Source organism: Pedobacter sp. Bi27, assembly GCF_918698255.1.
GTDB lineage: Bacteria > Bacteroidota > Bacteroidia > Sphingobacteriales > Sphingobacteriaceae > Pedobacter.
This window is the reverse complement of the sequence record NZ_CAKKMW010000002.1, coordinates 793,321-809,842: the sequence shown is the minus strand read 5'-3', so window position 1 is coordinate 809,842 and position 16,522 is coordinate 793,321. Positions and strand designations below refer to the sequence as shown.

Below are 16,522 nucleotides of genomic sequence, written 5' to 3'. Positions count from 1 at the left end.
TTATAAATTATCTTTACGCTAACAATGGCAAACTTCATTATTATAGGTTTATGCATTTTAGCCGGGATTCTTTTTAGAAAAAGCAAATCGCTACCCAAAGATGCGCACAAAGGCATTAATGCCTGGATTATCTATATCGCACTACCAGCAGTTTCTTTTAAATATCTGCCACATATTACCTGGACTAAGGACCTATTCTTTCCTGTACTGGCACCAATTTGTGTCTGGCTATTTGGTTGGTTATTTATTACCCTGTATAGTCGCATCCAGAATATTAATAAATCCACTGCTGGCGGGTTAAAACTAACCAGTTCTTTAAGTAATACTTCATTTGTAGGATTTCCTTTAATTGTGGCTTATTTTAGCGAAAAGGAACTGGCTGTTGCCATTATCTGCGATCAGGCTACCTTTATGCTTTTATCTACCATTGGCGTTATTGTGGCCATCCGCTCTTCGCAGAATCAGAAGCTAAGCGCAAAATTGGTGCTGAAAAAAGTGTTGACGTTTCCGCCGCTTATAGGTTGTGTTTTGGCGCTGACTCTCCCACATTTTATTGACCTTTCTTCACTAGATCCATTATTCGAGAAACTAGCGGGGACGGTTGGTCCATTGGCATTGTTTTCAATAGGTTTACAGCTAAAATTCGGTGGTTGGTTTAGCGAATTGAAACACATCAGCTTTGCTTTATTATACAAACTGATTTTAGCGCCGTTGATAGTTTTGGTTACAGCACTTGTTTTAGGTATGGGCGGAATGATTACCAAAATAACAATTTTCGAAATGGCTATGCCAACACTGGTAACCGCTGGTGTAGTAGCCGATCAGTATAATCTTAATCCGAAGCTTTCTAATTTAGTGGTTGGAATCGGAATTTTATTGTGTTTTATCACCACGGGTTTATGGTGGTTGGTGCTGACTTATTCAGGGCTGGTTTAATGTTTGCTTTTTTACCACAGAGCGTACAGAGAGAAGGCACGGAGATCACAGAGGCTTACATGTTTTAACCACAGATAAAAAGGATGGACACAGATAAAACTTTAATTTAATTAGGAGACGTCACCGTGAGTGGAGTTGAAGGTCTACTTGACAAGGTGACTTCTATCTTCCATCACTTTGTGTCCCTCTGTGTAAAGCTCGGTGAACTCTGTGGTTAACAAAAAAAGCCGCAAAATTTCTTCTGCGGCTCCTTTAACGATTTAGATTTAATTACAAAGCTAATTTTTTAGCAATTGCAGATGGGATACCTGCTTTGTTCAATAAAATTGCTGTTGTTTTATATTTTACGTAGTTTTTGGTTACATATAAATATCCTTTATAATCGTTAGTTGCTCCCCAAGAGTTTTTAACGATATAATATTCTTTACCTGTTTGATCTTTGGCTAAACCAACAATGTGCATGCCATGATCATCAGTAGTTTGATAGTTGTCGAAAGCAAGCTGGCGGTTCTCCTGCGTAATTTCCATCTCTGGCTGCGGGCCGTTAAACATATCTGCTTTCTGTTTCACGGTCATATCAGCGAAAGGCGTTTGTGGAACAAAAGCCACACCGTTTTTCCAGCTGAAGTTTTTTTCGCTTACATCTGTAGCCCATGCAACAGTGTAACCGCCTTTTAAAGCGTTATCTATAATATCTGTTAACTCGTTCACTTTAACGTTGTAAACCTGATCGAAAGACCAGTTATCAGGTACCAATAAAGTAAATTTGCTATAGAAAGGATGGTCGTTGAACGATGAAAGTTCTACGTAGTTGTCGGCATTTAAACCCACCACTTCCTGAGCGAAAGTTTTTGGTGTGTATTTTTTGCCATTGTACGTAAAGTTTTCTGGTACAGCACCTAGGTAAGCATCAATTACGCCACTATAAGCTTTTAACCAGTTTGGGGTTAACTCGCCATTTGCATTCTTTACAACAGCTTCTAAAACACCTTTTTCAATATCGCCAAGCTCTGCAGTTTTATTAATTTTAGTGCCATAATTTAATCCGGTATATACCTCTTGCGGAACTGCACCGTATTTTCTGTACATGTTGATTACATCGTGCAAAGCACCGCCATCACCTAATGAAACCGCACCATGCATACGCACGTAATTTTTACCTTTTTCTACATAAGCGTTACGGGCCGAAAAAAGCTGAGATAACGTTACGGGCTGTTTACCAGCTTTAATCATTTCTGATTCTAAAAATGAGTTGGTAGAGTAGCTCCAACAGGTTCCTGATGATCCTTGATTCTGAACTGGTGTATTGGCCAGGTTAATCACTTCAGTGAATTTAAAAGAAGAAGCACTGTTTTCGCTTTGGTTGTTTTTTAAAGAATTAACGAGATTGTCTTGCGCATAAGTCGCCGATATAGATAACGACAAAGCCAAACCAATCACACTGATTTTTGTGTAGTTGATCATTTTTTTATGAATAATTAATAAAGTCAGCGAATGTAAAAATACTTGTTGATTTGGCCTTAGAAAATTTGTAGTAAATCGATAACATTAGTCATTTTATTGCAACAATGTTGAATTAACATTCTGGCAAACTAATTGGGATATTGGTTGCCAATCCTCCGTCAGATGTTTCTTTGTATTTGGCATTCATATCGAGGGCGGTTTCCCACATGGTATTTACTACTGCATCCAAACTTACTTTTGCCTTATCAGGATTGCTTTGTAATGCTAACTGGCTGGCCGTAATGGCTTTAATGGCGCCCATGGTATTTCTTTCGATACAAGGGATCTGTACTAAACCGCCAATCGGATCGCAGGTTAAACCCAAATGGTGTTCCATGGCAATTTCTGCTGCCATTAAAACCTGTCTTTGAGAGCCGCCTAAACACTCGGTTAGCGCTGCTGCAGCCATGGCCGAAGAAACGCCGATTTCGGCCTGACATCCGCCCATGGCGGCTGATATGGTTGCTCCTTTTTTGAAAATACTGCCTATCTCTGAAGCACAGGCAATAAACTGAATGATTTTTTCTTCGCTGTAACCATCGCAAAAGGTAATAAAATATTGCAATACAGCTGGAATTACGCCTGCGGCACCATTGGTAGGGGCAGTTACCACACGACCAAAAGATGCATTTTCTTCATTAACAGCCAGCGCGAAGCAGCTTACCCAGTCTAAAGTATAATTAAAGCCGTTTCCACCTTTTCTAATGGCTTCTACCCAGCTATTATAATCTGAATACTCACTTTTATCAATTAATCGTTTGTTTAGCGGAAATGCCCTTCGCGCCACATTTAAACCGCCTGGTAAAAACCCTGTGGTATGACAGCCGCGATAAATACAATCGCGCATAACGGCAAAATGCTGCAGGATGCCTTTTTTGGTCTCTGCTTCAGTGCGCCAGGCCAGTTCGTTCTCCATTACGATTTCGCTCACCTTTAAACCTGTAGATAAACACCAGTGTAAAAGGTCTTTTGCTTTTTCTACAGGAAACGGAAGGTCTACCTGTGGTTTTTTACTGTTGTCTTCTCCTTCTTTAACTACAAAACCGCCACCAATAGAGTAATAGGTTTCTGAAAAAGCTCTTCCACCCTTTAAAAATGCCTGAAAAGTAACTGCATTTGGGTGAAAGGGCAAACTTTCGGCAAAAAGAAAAAGAAGGTCGTTATCGTAATCAAAATCAAGAATTAAATGATCAGCAAGATTTAATTTCTTATCTCTTTGGATGCTTTCGAAAGTTGGTGTAACGGCATCTACATCAAAAGTTACCGGATCAGCTCCTGTTAAACCGAGTAGAATAGCTACATCAGTTCCATGGCCTTTACCTGTTTTGGCAAGCGAACCATAAAGCAGTATTTTTATACCCTCAATTTCATCAATCAAATTGTTTTGGGCAAGCGAAGCTGTAAACTGTTGTGCGGCCCGCCATGGGCCTAAGGTATGTGAACTGGATGGGCCGATGCCTATTTTAAAAATATCGAAAACTGAAATCTGTTCCTTGATCATTATGAATATAGTTACACAAAGCTATGATTGTTTTATGATTTTGGATAAATTAATTTTGGCTGGAGATGAAAATATTTTACCTTAGAAATATTGGATATAAACGCTCAAAAACAACTATCAGGAAGTTAATCTAAACCACCATGGTACGACAGCTGGTCGGCTACGATTGTGATTAAAGAGAAAAAAGTGATACTGCAGCAACAGGAGAATGATCTGTTGACCACAGTTAAAAATCAAATTCAATAATCTCATCGTCTTTAAGCATGCGTTCCACAAATTTCTGATGATTTTTAGGTGTGCCTGTAGCAATCCAGTTTCCTGTGATAATATTATCTACCAATTGGTGTTTCCCTCGTTGTGGTTTGAGTTTACTTTCGCGGAAAACTTCTTCATAACTTTCTAAATCGCCGTGGGTATGTTGTTTTTTAACAATGCGGTAAAGCCTTTTGGTAAAACGACGATCGCCAATTTCTTCTAAAAAGGGAAAAATAATCAGCGCCAATAAAACCACAATGGTTACCCCTATAGCCTGTTCGTAATAACCGGAGCCTACGGCCATTCCAATTGCAGCAACAATCCAGATGATACATGCGGTGGTGAGCCCTTTAACACGGTTTTCTTCCTTGAAGATTACCCCAGCGCCTAAAAACCCGATTCCCGTAACAATGTTCGAGGCAATGCGGTCTTGACTGGTTGGACCGATTTTGATGGAAAGGATGGTAAATAGAGTAGCACCCAAACCAATCATCATCATGGTTTTGAGTCCTGCAGATTTACTTCTGTATTCTCGTTCTGCTCCGATTATGCCACAAAGCAGGGTAGCCAATAGAAATTTATTGATTTCACTTTGTGTAATGAAATGGTTTTGGTCTATGATCTCGTTCATCGCCTTGAATTATCAAAGGCAAATTAATAAAAATCGTAACATCTTAGGCCATTTGCCCTGCCACCATTCGAACTATTTGGAAAATATTTTTCATAACCCACGCCAATTTCGGATGTTCCGCCAGTGTTGCTGTAATTGATTTTAGAAGTTGTAGCATCATGACTGATGCCTAACCTGAATTTTTCGCCGTTCGTTCTGCGGTTAAAAATATCGAAGATTACAGAAAAAACAATCGCATCATTTCCATTCGAATTGCCATCATTGCGGTACCATATGCCTGCGTTTATGCCCGCATATTTATATTGCATGCCCACACTGAACGATTTTACGTTGCCCTGTTTGTAGGCAACAATAGATGGGATGAGGTAACTTCCATCGCGATCGTACTCATCTGGTACCAAGGTTAACTTGTAGCTTAAATTGCCTGAGATACGCATCGGCAATTTGGCTTGAAAACCTGATAAGGATTCATCCGGACGGTTAAGGTGATGCACTGCTAACCCCATCATGAATTTCCCCACCACCAGGTTGGCGCCTGCATTGGAATCGAAATAATACCGACTGTCTACACTTGGTCTTTCGGCGCCAGAAATACTACCGGGAATATACCCTGTATTGATATCGATCTGGTCGCCAAAAACAAGTTTATCCCAGTTTAGCTTTTGGTTGGTAATGCCTCCCTGCAAGCCAAATGACAAGGCAAAATCGTCTCCACCGATGATATAAGAATAGCTTAGGGCAATATTGTTCTTTACCAGGTAAGCAGTACCCTCGCTGCTGCGGTTAAAAATTAGACCAATGCCGCTGTTTAATCTCCGTAGATTGAGGTCACCAGAAGCACTCATGTACGAAAAATCACTTGCTAACCCCGTCCATTGGTTGCGGTATAAGGCATTAAACCTGATGTCGCCCTCAAACTGACCTGTTAAAGCCGGATTTAAATAAATCGGCGCATTGTAAAACTGCGAATAAATGTGGTCCTGCGCCAACGAAACCATCGGCAGCAACCAAAACACAAATAATATTATCCCTCTCCTCATCATCTTATTAAATATATTACACCCGTTTTCTTTGGAGGAGATGAATCGTAAGTCATCCCTTTCCAATCGCTGCCATTAATAAATTTTATATCTACTTTCCAGTAATAAACACCTTGCGGTTGTTCCTGTCCTTTATAAGTGCCGTCCCAGCCCTCTAGCGGGGCGCCATCATCCAATTTGGTCGTTTCCCAAAGTAACTGCCCCCATTTATTAAAAACTGACATTTGCCACTCTTTTATGCCGCGGCCTTTTGCTTTAAAGATTTTAATTTCGTTTTTCGCACTTGCGGGCATAAATGAATTGGGGATATTTAAGTAACCCGGTACACCAATAATCCGCACTGATTGGAAAGTAGTGGAAGAGCAGCCTTCTTTGTTCAGTACTTTCAGGGTTACATTATAAGTGCCTTCATTGGCATAGGTATGGTTTGGGTTTTGCAGGGTTGATCCCGATCCATCACCAAAAGTCCATTCCCAGCTTACGGCATCGGTACTGATATCCTTAAAGGCAAATGAATAATTGGGAATGGATACTTCATTGCCTGGAATAACGGTAAAAGTTGCTACGGGTAGGGCGACAACATGGATTAAATCGGCTATGGTAGTGCTGTTTGTACAGCCTAGTGCATTGGTTGCTGTTAAGGTAACGGTATAATTTTTCCCCGGGCCATTAAAAGTATGCGTAGGCTCTATAGCGTTGGATATTGGAGAACCATCTCCAAAATCCCAAACATAACCAATAGCACCTGTACTGGTGTTTTTAAACTTTACGGTAACACCCTCACAGCCACTTGTCTTATCTGATGTGAAACTCACAGAAGGTTGCAGCAAAACTTCAACAGTTTCGGTTGTTGAGGCATTAGAACAGTTGTTTGATGCGTATAAAGTAATGGTATATTTCCCGGGTTGGGTAAATGTATGCGATATAGTTTCGGGTGCAGTATGGGTAACCGTAGTGCTTCCATCGCCAAAATCGTAAACAAAAGTGCCGGCACCTTTGGTATTGTTAAAGAAATCGACTTTTAAAGGTGCACAACCTTTAAGTTGGTTGCTGTTTACGACCAATTCTGGCGTAATGTCATTAGGCGAAACGCGGATAGAATATTGAGATTCATTGCTTCCACATTCATTGGTTGCGGTCATTTTTACAACATAATCTCTCACGGCCAAAGTGGTATAGGTATGGCTTACGCTATTTTTATCGGTAACAGTTAAAGGTGCGGAACCATCACCAAAATCGTAGGTATAGCTGGTATAATTTCCAGGGGAAGTATTGCTAAAGGTAACAGGCAGAGGGGAGCAGCCTGTTGTTTTATCAGGAGAAAAAACAGAAACCGGTTTTGCTTTTACTAATACGGTTGAGGTTTGCGTGGTGGTGCCACAAGCGGTAGTTGCCTTTAAAGTAACGTTATAAGTAAGATCCTTTCCTGTTGGGTCTGGCTGGTAGGTAACCGCTGGCGGTTGAGCCAAATTTGAAGTAGCGCCGTTTCCGAAATCCCAGTTAAAGGTAGCTGCTGTTAGTGAATTGGAAGTATTGCTAAAAACAACGTTTAAAGGTCCGCAGTCAGATGTTGCATTTTGTGTATAGGCGGCGGTTACATTTTGTATTGTGCTAAAAGTATGACTGGTTTCATCGTTATTACAGCCAAGGCCGCTAGTTACGACCAATTTGATAATAACACTTTCGTTATCTGTTGCAATGGTATAGCCAGGAAAGGTAATTCCTGTACCAATCTGTACGCCATTAGCAAACCAGGTGTAAGTATTGTTGCGGTCTGTATAAGGCGTGGCCGATATATTGGTTGGCGTTAAAACAAAGGGTGAACAACCTTTATCTGTATTAAAGACTAATTCTGCCTTAGCATGTGGATTAACTGTTATCTTAATCTGGTTGCTTAAATTGTTGCTGCAAGCACCGCTAGCTACCAATCGACGGTAGTAAATGCTTACGGTTGGTGTTGGAGGTGTAAAGCTTAGACTGTTTGCACCCAATACATCGCTCCAGGCTGTTCCATTTAAGCTCGATTGCCATTGGTACACGTAAGTTCCGCTACCACCGCTCGGCGTAGTACCTGTTAAAGCTGCTGCAGCCGTGCCGATACAAATGTTTTGATCGGCAGAAATGGTATTGTTGGTTAGGCCTGGTAAAACAGTAATCTGTAACGAATTACTAATTGAAGTACAGATGGTGCTGTTCACTAATCTTCTGAAATAGGTTGAAGCGCTTACAATTAGGCTTAAGTCTTTACTGATGGCCGAAGGTACATTGCTCCAGGTATTTCCGTCGGCGCTGCTCTGCCATTGGTAGGCAAATGTTCCCGTTCCGCCAGTAGGCGTATCGCCTGTAATAGCGATGCTTTGGCCTGCGCAAACTGGTGCTAATGATGCACTAATATTATTGGTAACAGGTGAGTAATAAGTAACCGTTACATCATCTACAGATGGAGGGCAGCCGTTAAAACCAGAAATGGTCCACCTGAAGGCATAAGTTTGCCCTGGTACCAAACCAGTAACCGTGGTGTTGTACAGTGTAGGGTCGGTTATGGTAATGCCGGTTTGTGCTGATATTAAAGTCCACGCACCGCTGTTAGGCGAAGGGTTGTTGCCATTTAAGGTAATGCCATTTCCACTGCATAAGTTTTGATCTGCGCCTGCATTTGCTGCAACGGTACCCGGATTTACTGTGATGGTAGTTGAGGCTGATATGGCTTCTGCACAGCTACCACTTTGTACTATTGCACGGTACTGTGTGCTTATGGTGAGGTTAGAAAACACATAGGGATTTGCTGTTGAGGTTAAGGTAGACCAGTTAACCCCGTTATCAATAGATCTTTCCCAGCGGATAATATTTCCAACCTGTCCTGTTAAATTGATGTTTCCGCTATTTGCACCCGCACATACGTTTACGTCGCCAGTGGTTGTGCCCCCAATACTGAGCGGGTTAATGGTAACCTGAACATCATCACTGGATGTAGAACAGTTGGTGTCACTTATTGTCCATCTAAAAGTATAAGTATTTCCGGCCTGTAAACCGCTAATTGTTGTATTGCCCTTTGTGTCATCTGCAAAAGTTACGGCTGTTGGTGCAGCAACGATTGTCCATTTGCCTGTGCCAACTGTTGGTGTATTTCCTTTTAGGGTATAAGTGCTGGCGTTGCAGATCGCTTCATCCGGGCCGGCATTTGGCAGTGTTGCGCTTGGCAAAACCGTAATGGTAATGCTGGCTGGTGTACCTGGGCAACCATTTGTAGATACAGGTGTAATGGTGTAGGTTACTGTACCTGCGGTGGTACCAGAATTGGTTAAAATATCGTTGATCTGTGTTCCTGCCGATGCTACTGCTCTATTGCTATTTCCGGTTATTGCTCCGGTTATCACACTGGTATAAGTATAGTTTACACCTGCTAGGTTTGTTGATAAGGTTATGGCCGATGAGGTGGCATTACAGATGGTCGCATTGGCTGCAGTTGGTGTTACAATAGGGTTAGGTTTAACAGTAACCACTAAATTAAATGGGGTTCCATCGCAGCCATCAAAATGGGGAGTGATGATATAAGTTACGCTTGCGTCGGCATTAAGATCAGTATTGGTTAGGATATCGTTAATGGGGCCGCTTCCGTTGGTGGTATAACCAGTTGCAGTTCCAGTCGCCGTCCAGGTATAAGTTACACCTGCTACTGCAGAAGTTGGGGTGTATGCAACGCTATTGCCTGTGCAGATGGTTTTAGCTGCTGCACTGATTAAACTGATATTGGGTTTTATTTTTAGAATAATATCGTCGTCAATCTGGTTGCAGGGGGCGGCGAGTGCGGTGGTAATCCTTAACCTCAAAGTAACCGTGCCCGCTGTTTTTTCGGCTGCGGTTGGCGTGTATGTTGCATTTAAATCGTTTCTGCTGGGTGTAAATGTTCCTAATCCGCCAATCCAGGTTTGCGTAATGGTCGCGCCAGTTATAGTTCCGCTAAGTGTAAAACTGGGGTCGTTAAAACAGATATTTTGATCTGGCCCTGCACTAATCACTGGTGCTGTACTGAAGGTTAGAATTTGGGTATCGGTTGCGGTGCCGCAATTATTTTTGTGCACAACAGTTACGGTATAAGTGTCGTAACTATCGAATTTTATCGATGGATATTTAGAATTGGAGGTTGTGCCACCAGTAAAGCTATAGGTGCCCGATCCGGCAGGGGTAACAGTCCAGGTATAACTATCGGGTAAATCTTTTGTGGTACCTGTAATTAATGTTCGGGTTGGCCCTGTTGTAGTATTGTTAAAATCGTAAGTAGCCAGATTGCATAGGGTAATATCAGGCGATAGAGTAGCTACAGGCCCCACATTAACCACAACAGTTTGTGGGAGGCTGATAATTACGCCGCATGATGGCGTGCTGATGCTTAAAGTAATAGTATAGGTGCCAGGACTGGTAAAATTGAACTCCGGTTCTTTGCTTGCTGCATTTGTACCACCAACAAAGCCCACCGCTGGGCTAACTGACCATGAATAGTTATTGGCTGCATTGCAGGTATTATCTAAAACAGAAAGGTCTGTAGCTTTTAAAGTTGTTCCGGAGCAAATGGTCGTTGAGGGTAGACTAAAATCAGGCTTCGGCGGATCTTGGATACAGATTTTCATTTCTACCGGATCGGCATCGCACTCGCCTGTAATATTTTTAGATTCTAACCGGATAGTATACTCTCCATGAGTTGGAAACTTGTATACAAAATTGTATGATTTGGGCTTGTCAACCTCTTTAATCACACCATCAACATACCAGTTATAGGTTACATTATTTGGTGTACAGGCTGCTGTATTGGTGTTTGGGTTTTCGCCCAAAACAGATGTATTAACAAACGTGATGTTGGCATTGGTGCAGCCCGGCGTATTGAAAGCAAACGAATTTACCGGTTTTACCACCACTTTTGCCGAAGAGGAAACGGGTGTGCCCATTGTGGTACAGAAAGCATTCGATACATTAATGGATACATCAAAAGCATTGTAAATTGTGCCTGCACTTGAGGTAGAAACACTTCCGCAAGATGATCTGGTGTATGCATGGGTAACCTTACCGCCATTGGCAACAATCTCGCAAAGGGTATAGGTGGAGGTGGTTTGGTCGCCCCAGGTAATCGTATAAATATCTCCCGGAAAATTGTTTTGAATACCTGCGCTAGAACTTATATCTACGCTAAATGTTAGGGTGCCTAAAGGCAAACAAACTACTGTATTACCCGAATTGGCAAAAGCTGTTATGGCTTTATTATTGATCAGTAAATAGGCCTTGGTCGCCACAGTACCATCTGGCATCACGGCTTTAGTATAAATGGTATAATGTGTCTGTTGAGCGGTAAAAGGTTGTATTGCAGTAGGGAAATTGATTAAAGTTGGCCCCCCGCCATTTACTTCATCGGTTATGCTCGCGGTAACCGTACTGTTTGCTGTAGATGCATTAGTAAGGAAGAAAGAATTATTGGCCTTACTGGTGCAGGTACCAAAAGTTTCATCGTTTGTCGCATTTAATAATGTTGATGTTAATTTAGCCTCAACTGGTGGCCCCGCCTTTACTTCAAAAGCTGTTGATGGTGTGCTTGTGAATGCAGGAGCGGTTGATTTTATCCTAACCTGATAACCTGTACCAGGAGTAAGAGTTACAGGAAGTTTACCATTTATATAAGTACTATAGAAGCCTGTGTAACTGCCAATAAGTGTTTCGGCGCCAAAATTTCCATTCTGATCAGAAAGATACAACTGAAATTGGTTTCCTTGAGCCGCACAGCCTGCGCTAATATTAAAAGGAACCGCAATGGTACTACCTGGGGTAAAGGGGCCTGCATCGACTGTGCCTATGGTAATTTGGGCGAAAACATTTGACGTGAACAAAAATGCCCCAAAAAACAGGACAAAAGAAAGCCATTTCCTTTTACAACGAATCTTCATAAATCTCTAACACTAGGGAATGATTTTATTGCGTTCTGGAAGCGTTGTTGTTAAACTTGCTTTAATCCAATCTCAGAGATGAGCATTCGACCTAAGACGCGTCAATAAATATTCGTTGCAAAGAACGTAATTTTTGCATTACAGTAACAAAATTTTACACCAACATCAACTAAATGAATGGGTTATAGCTTTGGTAAAGCTTCGTTTTTGCTGTAATAAGGCATAAAAAAAACCCCAAGGCCTTATACCTTGAGGGTGTATTTTTACACGAAATAGTTTCGCTATAGAATGGTATTACATCATACCACCCATACCACCGCCGCCCATTGGAGGCATTGGAGCACCACCTTCTTCAGGTTCGTCTGCTAAAACAACTTCGGTAGTTAATAACATCGCTGCAATAGACGCTGCATTTTCTAACGCTACACGGCTTACTTTAGTTGGATCGATAACACCGGCACCAATTAAGTTTTCGTAAACATCAGTACGTGCATTATAACCGAAATCAGCTTTACCTTCTTTAACTTTTTGAACTACGATAGAACCTTCAATACCTGCGTTTTCGCAAATCTGACGTAATGGCTCTTCGATAGCACGACGGATGATCTGGATACCAGTGTTTTCATCTTCGTTAGCGCCTTTTAGGTTAGCTAAAGCTTCAACTGCACGGATAAAAGCAACACCACCACCAGCAACAATACCTTCTTCTACAGCCGCACGGGTTGCATGTAAAGCATCATCAACACGGTCTTTTTTCTCTTTCATTTCAACCTCACTGGCTGCACCTACGTAAAGAACGGCAACACCGCCAGCTAATTTAGCCAAACGCTCTTGTAATTTTTCTTTATCGTAATCAGATGTAGTCGTTTCGATCTGAGATTTAATTTGGCTAACACGCGATTTAATATCGTCTGAGTTACCAGCACCGTTAATTACCGTTGTATTGTCTTTATCAACAACAACTTTCTCAGCAGAACCTAAATAAGTTAAATCAGCATTTTCTAATTTGTAACCTCTTTCTTCTGATACCACAATACCACCGGTTAAGATCGCGATGTCTTCTAACATTGCTTTTCTTCTATCACCAAAACCTGGAGCTTTAACAGCAACAACTTTTAACGAACCACGGATTTTGTTAACGACCAATGTTGCTAAAGCTTCTCCATCTAAATCTTCAGAAATGATAACCAATGGTTTGCCAGTTTGAACAGTTTTTTCTAAAACCGGTAACAATTCTTTCATGTTACTGATTTTTTTGTCGTAGATTAAAATGTAAGGATTATCTAATTCAGCTTCCATTTTATCTGCATTGGTAACAAAGTATGGAGATAAATAACCCCTGTCAAATTGCATACCTTCAACCGTTTTAACTTCCGTTTCAGTACCTTTGGCTTCTTCAACGGTAATTACACCGTCTTTACCAACTTTACCCATTGCCTCAGCAATTAAAGCACCAATTACTTCATCGTTATTAGCTGAAATAGACGCAACTTGTTTAATTTTGTTGTTGTCTTCGCCTACAGTTTGTGATTGCGCTTTTAAGTTTTCTACAACAGCAGCAACCGCTTTGTCAATACCACGTTTTAAATCCATTGGGTTTGCACCAGCAGCAACGTTTTTAATACCTGTAGTAATAATTGCCTGAGCCAATACAGTTGCAGTAGTAGTACCATCACCAGCAATATCAGCTGTTTTTGAAGCTACTTCTTTAACCATTTGAGCACCCATGTTCTCAACGGCATCTTTCAATTCGATTTCTTTTGCAACTGTAACACCATCTTTGGTGATTGCTGGTGAACCGAATTTTTTATCGATAATTACGTTACGTCCTTTTGGACCTAAAGTTACTTTTACTGCATTTGCAAGAATATCAACACCTCTTTTCAGGGCATCACGAGCTTCTACGTTATATTTTACTTGTTTTGACATTATTTTTTAAATTTTGAATGATTGTATGAGAGAATGATTGAGTTTCTGCTTTTTCATTCTAACATTATTATTTTATTTGTTGATTTATGCTGAATTCACTCATTTGAGGTATTCAGTCATTCAATCCTAAATTATTACCCAACAACAGCGTAAATATCTGTTTCGCGCATAATTAAGTAATCTTTACCTTCGTAAGGAAATTCGGTACCACCGTATTTACCATAAATTACAACATCGCCAACTTTTACACTCGCTTTTTTACCTTCAGCATCTTCTTCAGAAACAGAAACTACAGTTCCTTTAGATGGTTTTTCTTTTGCAGTATCAGGGATATACAAACCTGATGCAGTTTTCTCTTCTGCCGCAGCCGGTTCAACTATTACTCTGTTCGAACTGCCAGCAATTGGTTTAAGGTTTAACGCCATAACTTTTATTATTTTTTATTTTGATTTGAGTTTTTAACTAAGCTTACAATTAACACTTTTTATGCCAAGAGGTTTAGCGGGACAAATTTTCACCAAACTGTCAAACTTTTTACGCTAATTGAGAATGTGGGTGTCAGCATGGCAGTAAGTTTTGATTTTTTTAGCCAGATTTATTCAGAGTTGACCACTGACTAACCTGTATATATTAGAGATGTCAACTCTTGTTCGCTAAATTGGAACTTTCTCCGTTAAATATTTCCAATACCTTTTAGGTACATGCTGCAAATGCAGTTTGGTGTTTTTCCGCGCTACAATGTTGGCACTTTTAAAATAATCTTTCCAAAGGGTAGCGTACAATCCCTCACGCTCATCCATTAAAACTGGTGCAAGATTTTGCTTATCTGCACCGTTGCTAAAGCTGATCGTAATTTCTTCAACGCTTGTTAAATTATAATGTAGGCCATATTTGCGCTTTAAATCGTAGATTACCCAAGACTGATCGGCATAACGGTTTTTAAAATGATTGGATATTAAAGGCAATACATTAAAATCAGGATCTATATTGGCATAAAATAGCCCATCACCAGTTTTTTGAAAACGGATAAATGCTTCCATTCTGTGTTTTTCCCTTTCTACGCTTTTGGCATATTTAGCCAGTGCAATTACATGCGGATTGCCATAATTACTCTCTGCACCAACTTGATTTTGAAAAATGTATACGGTAAACTGAAAGAGGTGGTTGTAAGCCTCGGGTATTTCTGATAAGTAGGCGCAGTAGTATTTGCGTTGCCAATCCTTTTTGAGATTCTTTTGCAGCCCTGCCCAAACCCGATCTGCTTTTTCTGCACTGGTGCTAACTGTAAAACTTTCTGCAAAAGCTTCGGGTTGAAAAATTGAAATAGATTTTAGCACAACTTTTCCTGGCTTACGTTCAAACCATTCGAAAACAGCGGTTAATAAACCTTGAAAAGTGCCATCGAAAATGTAGGTCATTGGGTTTTATTTTAGTCCGTCATTCCCGCGAAGGCGGGAATCTTAATGCCGTAGCTTTGAGATTCCCAATCAAGTTGGGAATGACGATCGTAGGGTTTTAAAACAAAATCATCTGGTTGCTATCTGTTTTTAAACATTTGCTCTGGCTTTCGGCCAAAATAAAAGCTTTAATCTGTGTGCCTTGATAATCTTTCAGCTGATAAGGGCTATCCAGGCAAACAATAAAGTGTTTGGCCCGGTTATAAGCTACGCCGATTTTTTTCAACTGGTCAATCCTGAGTTTTCCGAACTTTCTGGCCTGCACAATTTTTTGGGCCGACATTACGCCGATACCCGGTATCCGGAGAATCATTTTATAATCTGCCGTATTAATATCCACAGGGAAATGCTGCATATTTCTAATCGCCCAGCTCAATTTTGGATCGATATCAATATCAAGGTTCGGGTTGGCATCGTTTAAAATTTCCTGCACTTTAAAGCCATAAAAGCGCATTAACCAATCGGTTTGATACAGCCTGTTTTCTCTCAGCAATGGCGGCTGTGTACCAAGTACAGGCATCCTAGTGTCGTTGCTAATGGGTACATAACCCGAATAATAAACTCTTTTCAGAGAAAAATTTTTGTAAAAGGTATTCGCGGTGTACATAATATCTTTGTCGCTTTCTGGTGTGGCGCCAATAACCATTTGTGTGCTTTGTCCCGCAGGTACAAACGTTGGCACATGTTTGATCAGTTTTTTATCGGCCGTAAACTGGCTGATTTGCTGTTGCACAAAAGCCAAAGGTTTAATTACTTCCCCGTGGTTTTTCTCGGGAGCCAAAAGTTTCAAGCCGGCTTCAGTTGGCATTTCTAAATTAATACTCATCCGATCAGCATATAAGCCAGCTTCCTTAATCAGTTCATCGCTGGCACCCGGAATGGTTTTTAAATGGATATAGCCGTTGTAGTTCTGTTCCAAACGGAGTTTTTTAACCACTAGCAACAGCCGTTCCATGGTAAAATCGGCATTTTTGAAAATTCCTGAGCTTAAGAACAGGCCTTCAATATAGTTGCGGCGGTAAAAATTCATGGTCAGTTCTACCACTTCATCTACGGTAAAGGCCGCACGTTTTACATCGTTGCTTTTCCGCGAAACGCAGAATAAACAATCGTAGATACAATGGTTGGTTAGGAGGATTTTTAAAAGCGAAACACATCGGCCATCTTCAGTGTATGTATGGCAAATGCCGGATGTATGACTATCGCCAAGGCCTTTATTGGTATTTTTTCTCGTGCCGCCGCTTGATGAACAAGAAACATCATATTTAGCGGCGTCAGCAAGAATATTTAATTTTTCACGGATTCGGTCGAACATAGGGATATATTTGCTAACAAAGATA

Annotated in this window: 10 protein-coding genes; 1 reads left to right on the top strand and 9 read right to left on the bottom strand. The window is 40.9% G+C overall.

Going from position 1 to position 16,522, the window contains the following annotated elements:
• Positions 1-24 precede the first annotated feature (24 nt).
• On the top strand, positions 25-936 hold the full coding sequence (locus tag LQ227_RS08840) for an AEC family transporter (RefSeq protein WP_230149047.1): 912 nt from the start codon (positions 25-27) through the stop codon (positions 934-936).
• A 270-nt stretch (positions 937-1,206) separates the two neighbouring features.
• On the opposite strand, the gene LQ227_RS08835 is transcribed toward LQ227_RS08840, so the two are convergent.
• From LQ227_RS08835 to LQ227_RS08795, 9 genes are all read right to left on the bottom strand, one after another.
• Entirely contained in the window at positions 1,207-2,400 is a 1,194-nt protein-coding gene (locus LQ227_RS08835) for an aminopeptidase C (RefSeq protein WP_230149045.1), read from the bottom strand.
• Positions 2,401-2,512: 112 nt separating this feature from the next.
• On the bottom strand, positions 2,513-3,940 hold the full coding sequence (locus tag LQ227_RS08830; protein ID WP_230149043.1) for an L-serine ammonia-lyase: 1,428 nt from the start codon (positions 3,938-3,940) through the stop codon (positions 2,513-2,515).
• Between the two features lie 226 nt (positions 3,941-4,166).
• A complete protein-coding gene (locus tag LQ227_RS08825) occupies positions 4,167-4,826 on the bottom strand; it encodes an MgtC/SapB family protein (protein WP_215124704.1) in 660 nt (219 codons plus the stop codon).
• A 23-nt stretch (positions 4,827-4,849) separates the two neighbouring features.
• On the bottom strand, positions 4,850-5,869 hold the full coding sequence (locus tag LQ227_RS08820) for a PorP/SprF family type IX secretion system membrane protein (RefSeq protein ID WP_230142802.1): 1,020 nt from the start codon (positions 5,867-5,869) through the stop codon (positions 4,850-4,852).
• The gene (locus LQ227_RS08815; protein ID WP_230149041.1) at positions 5,866-11,739 is read right to left on the bottom strand and encodes a PKD domain-containing protein; all 5,874 of its coding nucleotides are present in this window, start codon (positions 11,737-11,739) and stop codon (positions 5,866-5,868) included. Before LQ227_RS08815 ends, LQ227_RS08820 begins: the two co-directional genes overlap by 4 nt.
• A 351-nt stretch (positions 11,740-12,090) precedes the next feature.
• Positions 12,091-13,728, bottom strand: coding sequence for a chaperonin GroEL (gene groL, locus LQ227_RS08810; RefSeq protein ID WP_230143449.1), 1,638 nt, complete (start codon positions 13,726-13,728; stop codon positions 12,091-12,093).
• Between the two features lie 131 nt (positions 13,729-13,859).
• Positions 13,860-14,150 (bottom strand): co-chaperone GroES, encoded by a 291-nt coding sequence (gene groES / locus LQ227_RS08805; RefSeq protein WP_010599229.1) that lies wholly within the window; start codon positions 14,148-14,150, stop codon positions 13,860-13,862.
• Between the two features lie 228 nt (positions 14,151-14,378).
• On the bottom strand, positions 14,379-15,143 hold the full coding sequence (locus tag LQ227_RS08800; protein WP_230142800.1) for a TIGR03915 family putative DNA repair protein: 765 nt from the start codon (positions 15,141-15,143) through the stop codon (positions 14,379-14,381).
• Positions 15,144-15,240: 97 nt separating this feature from the next.
• A complete protein-coding gene (locus LQ227_RS08795) occupies positions 15,241-16,497 on the bottom strand; it encodes a putative DNA modification/repair radical SAM protein (protein WP_230142799.1) in 1,257 nt (418 codons plus the stop codon).
• Positions 16,498-16,522 lie beyond the last annotated feature (25 nt).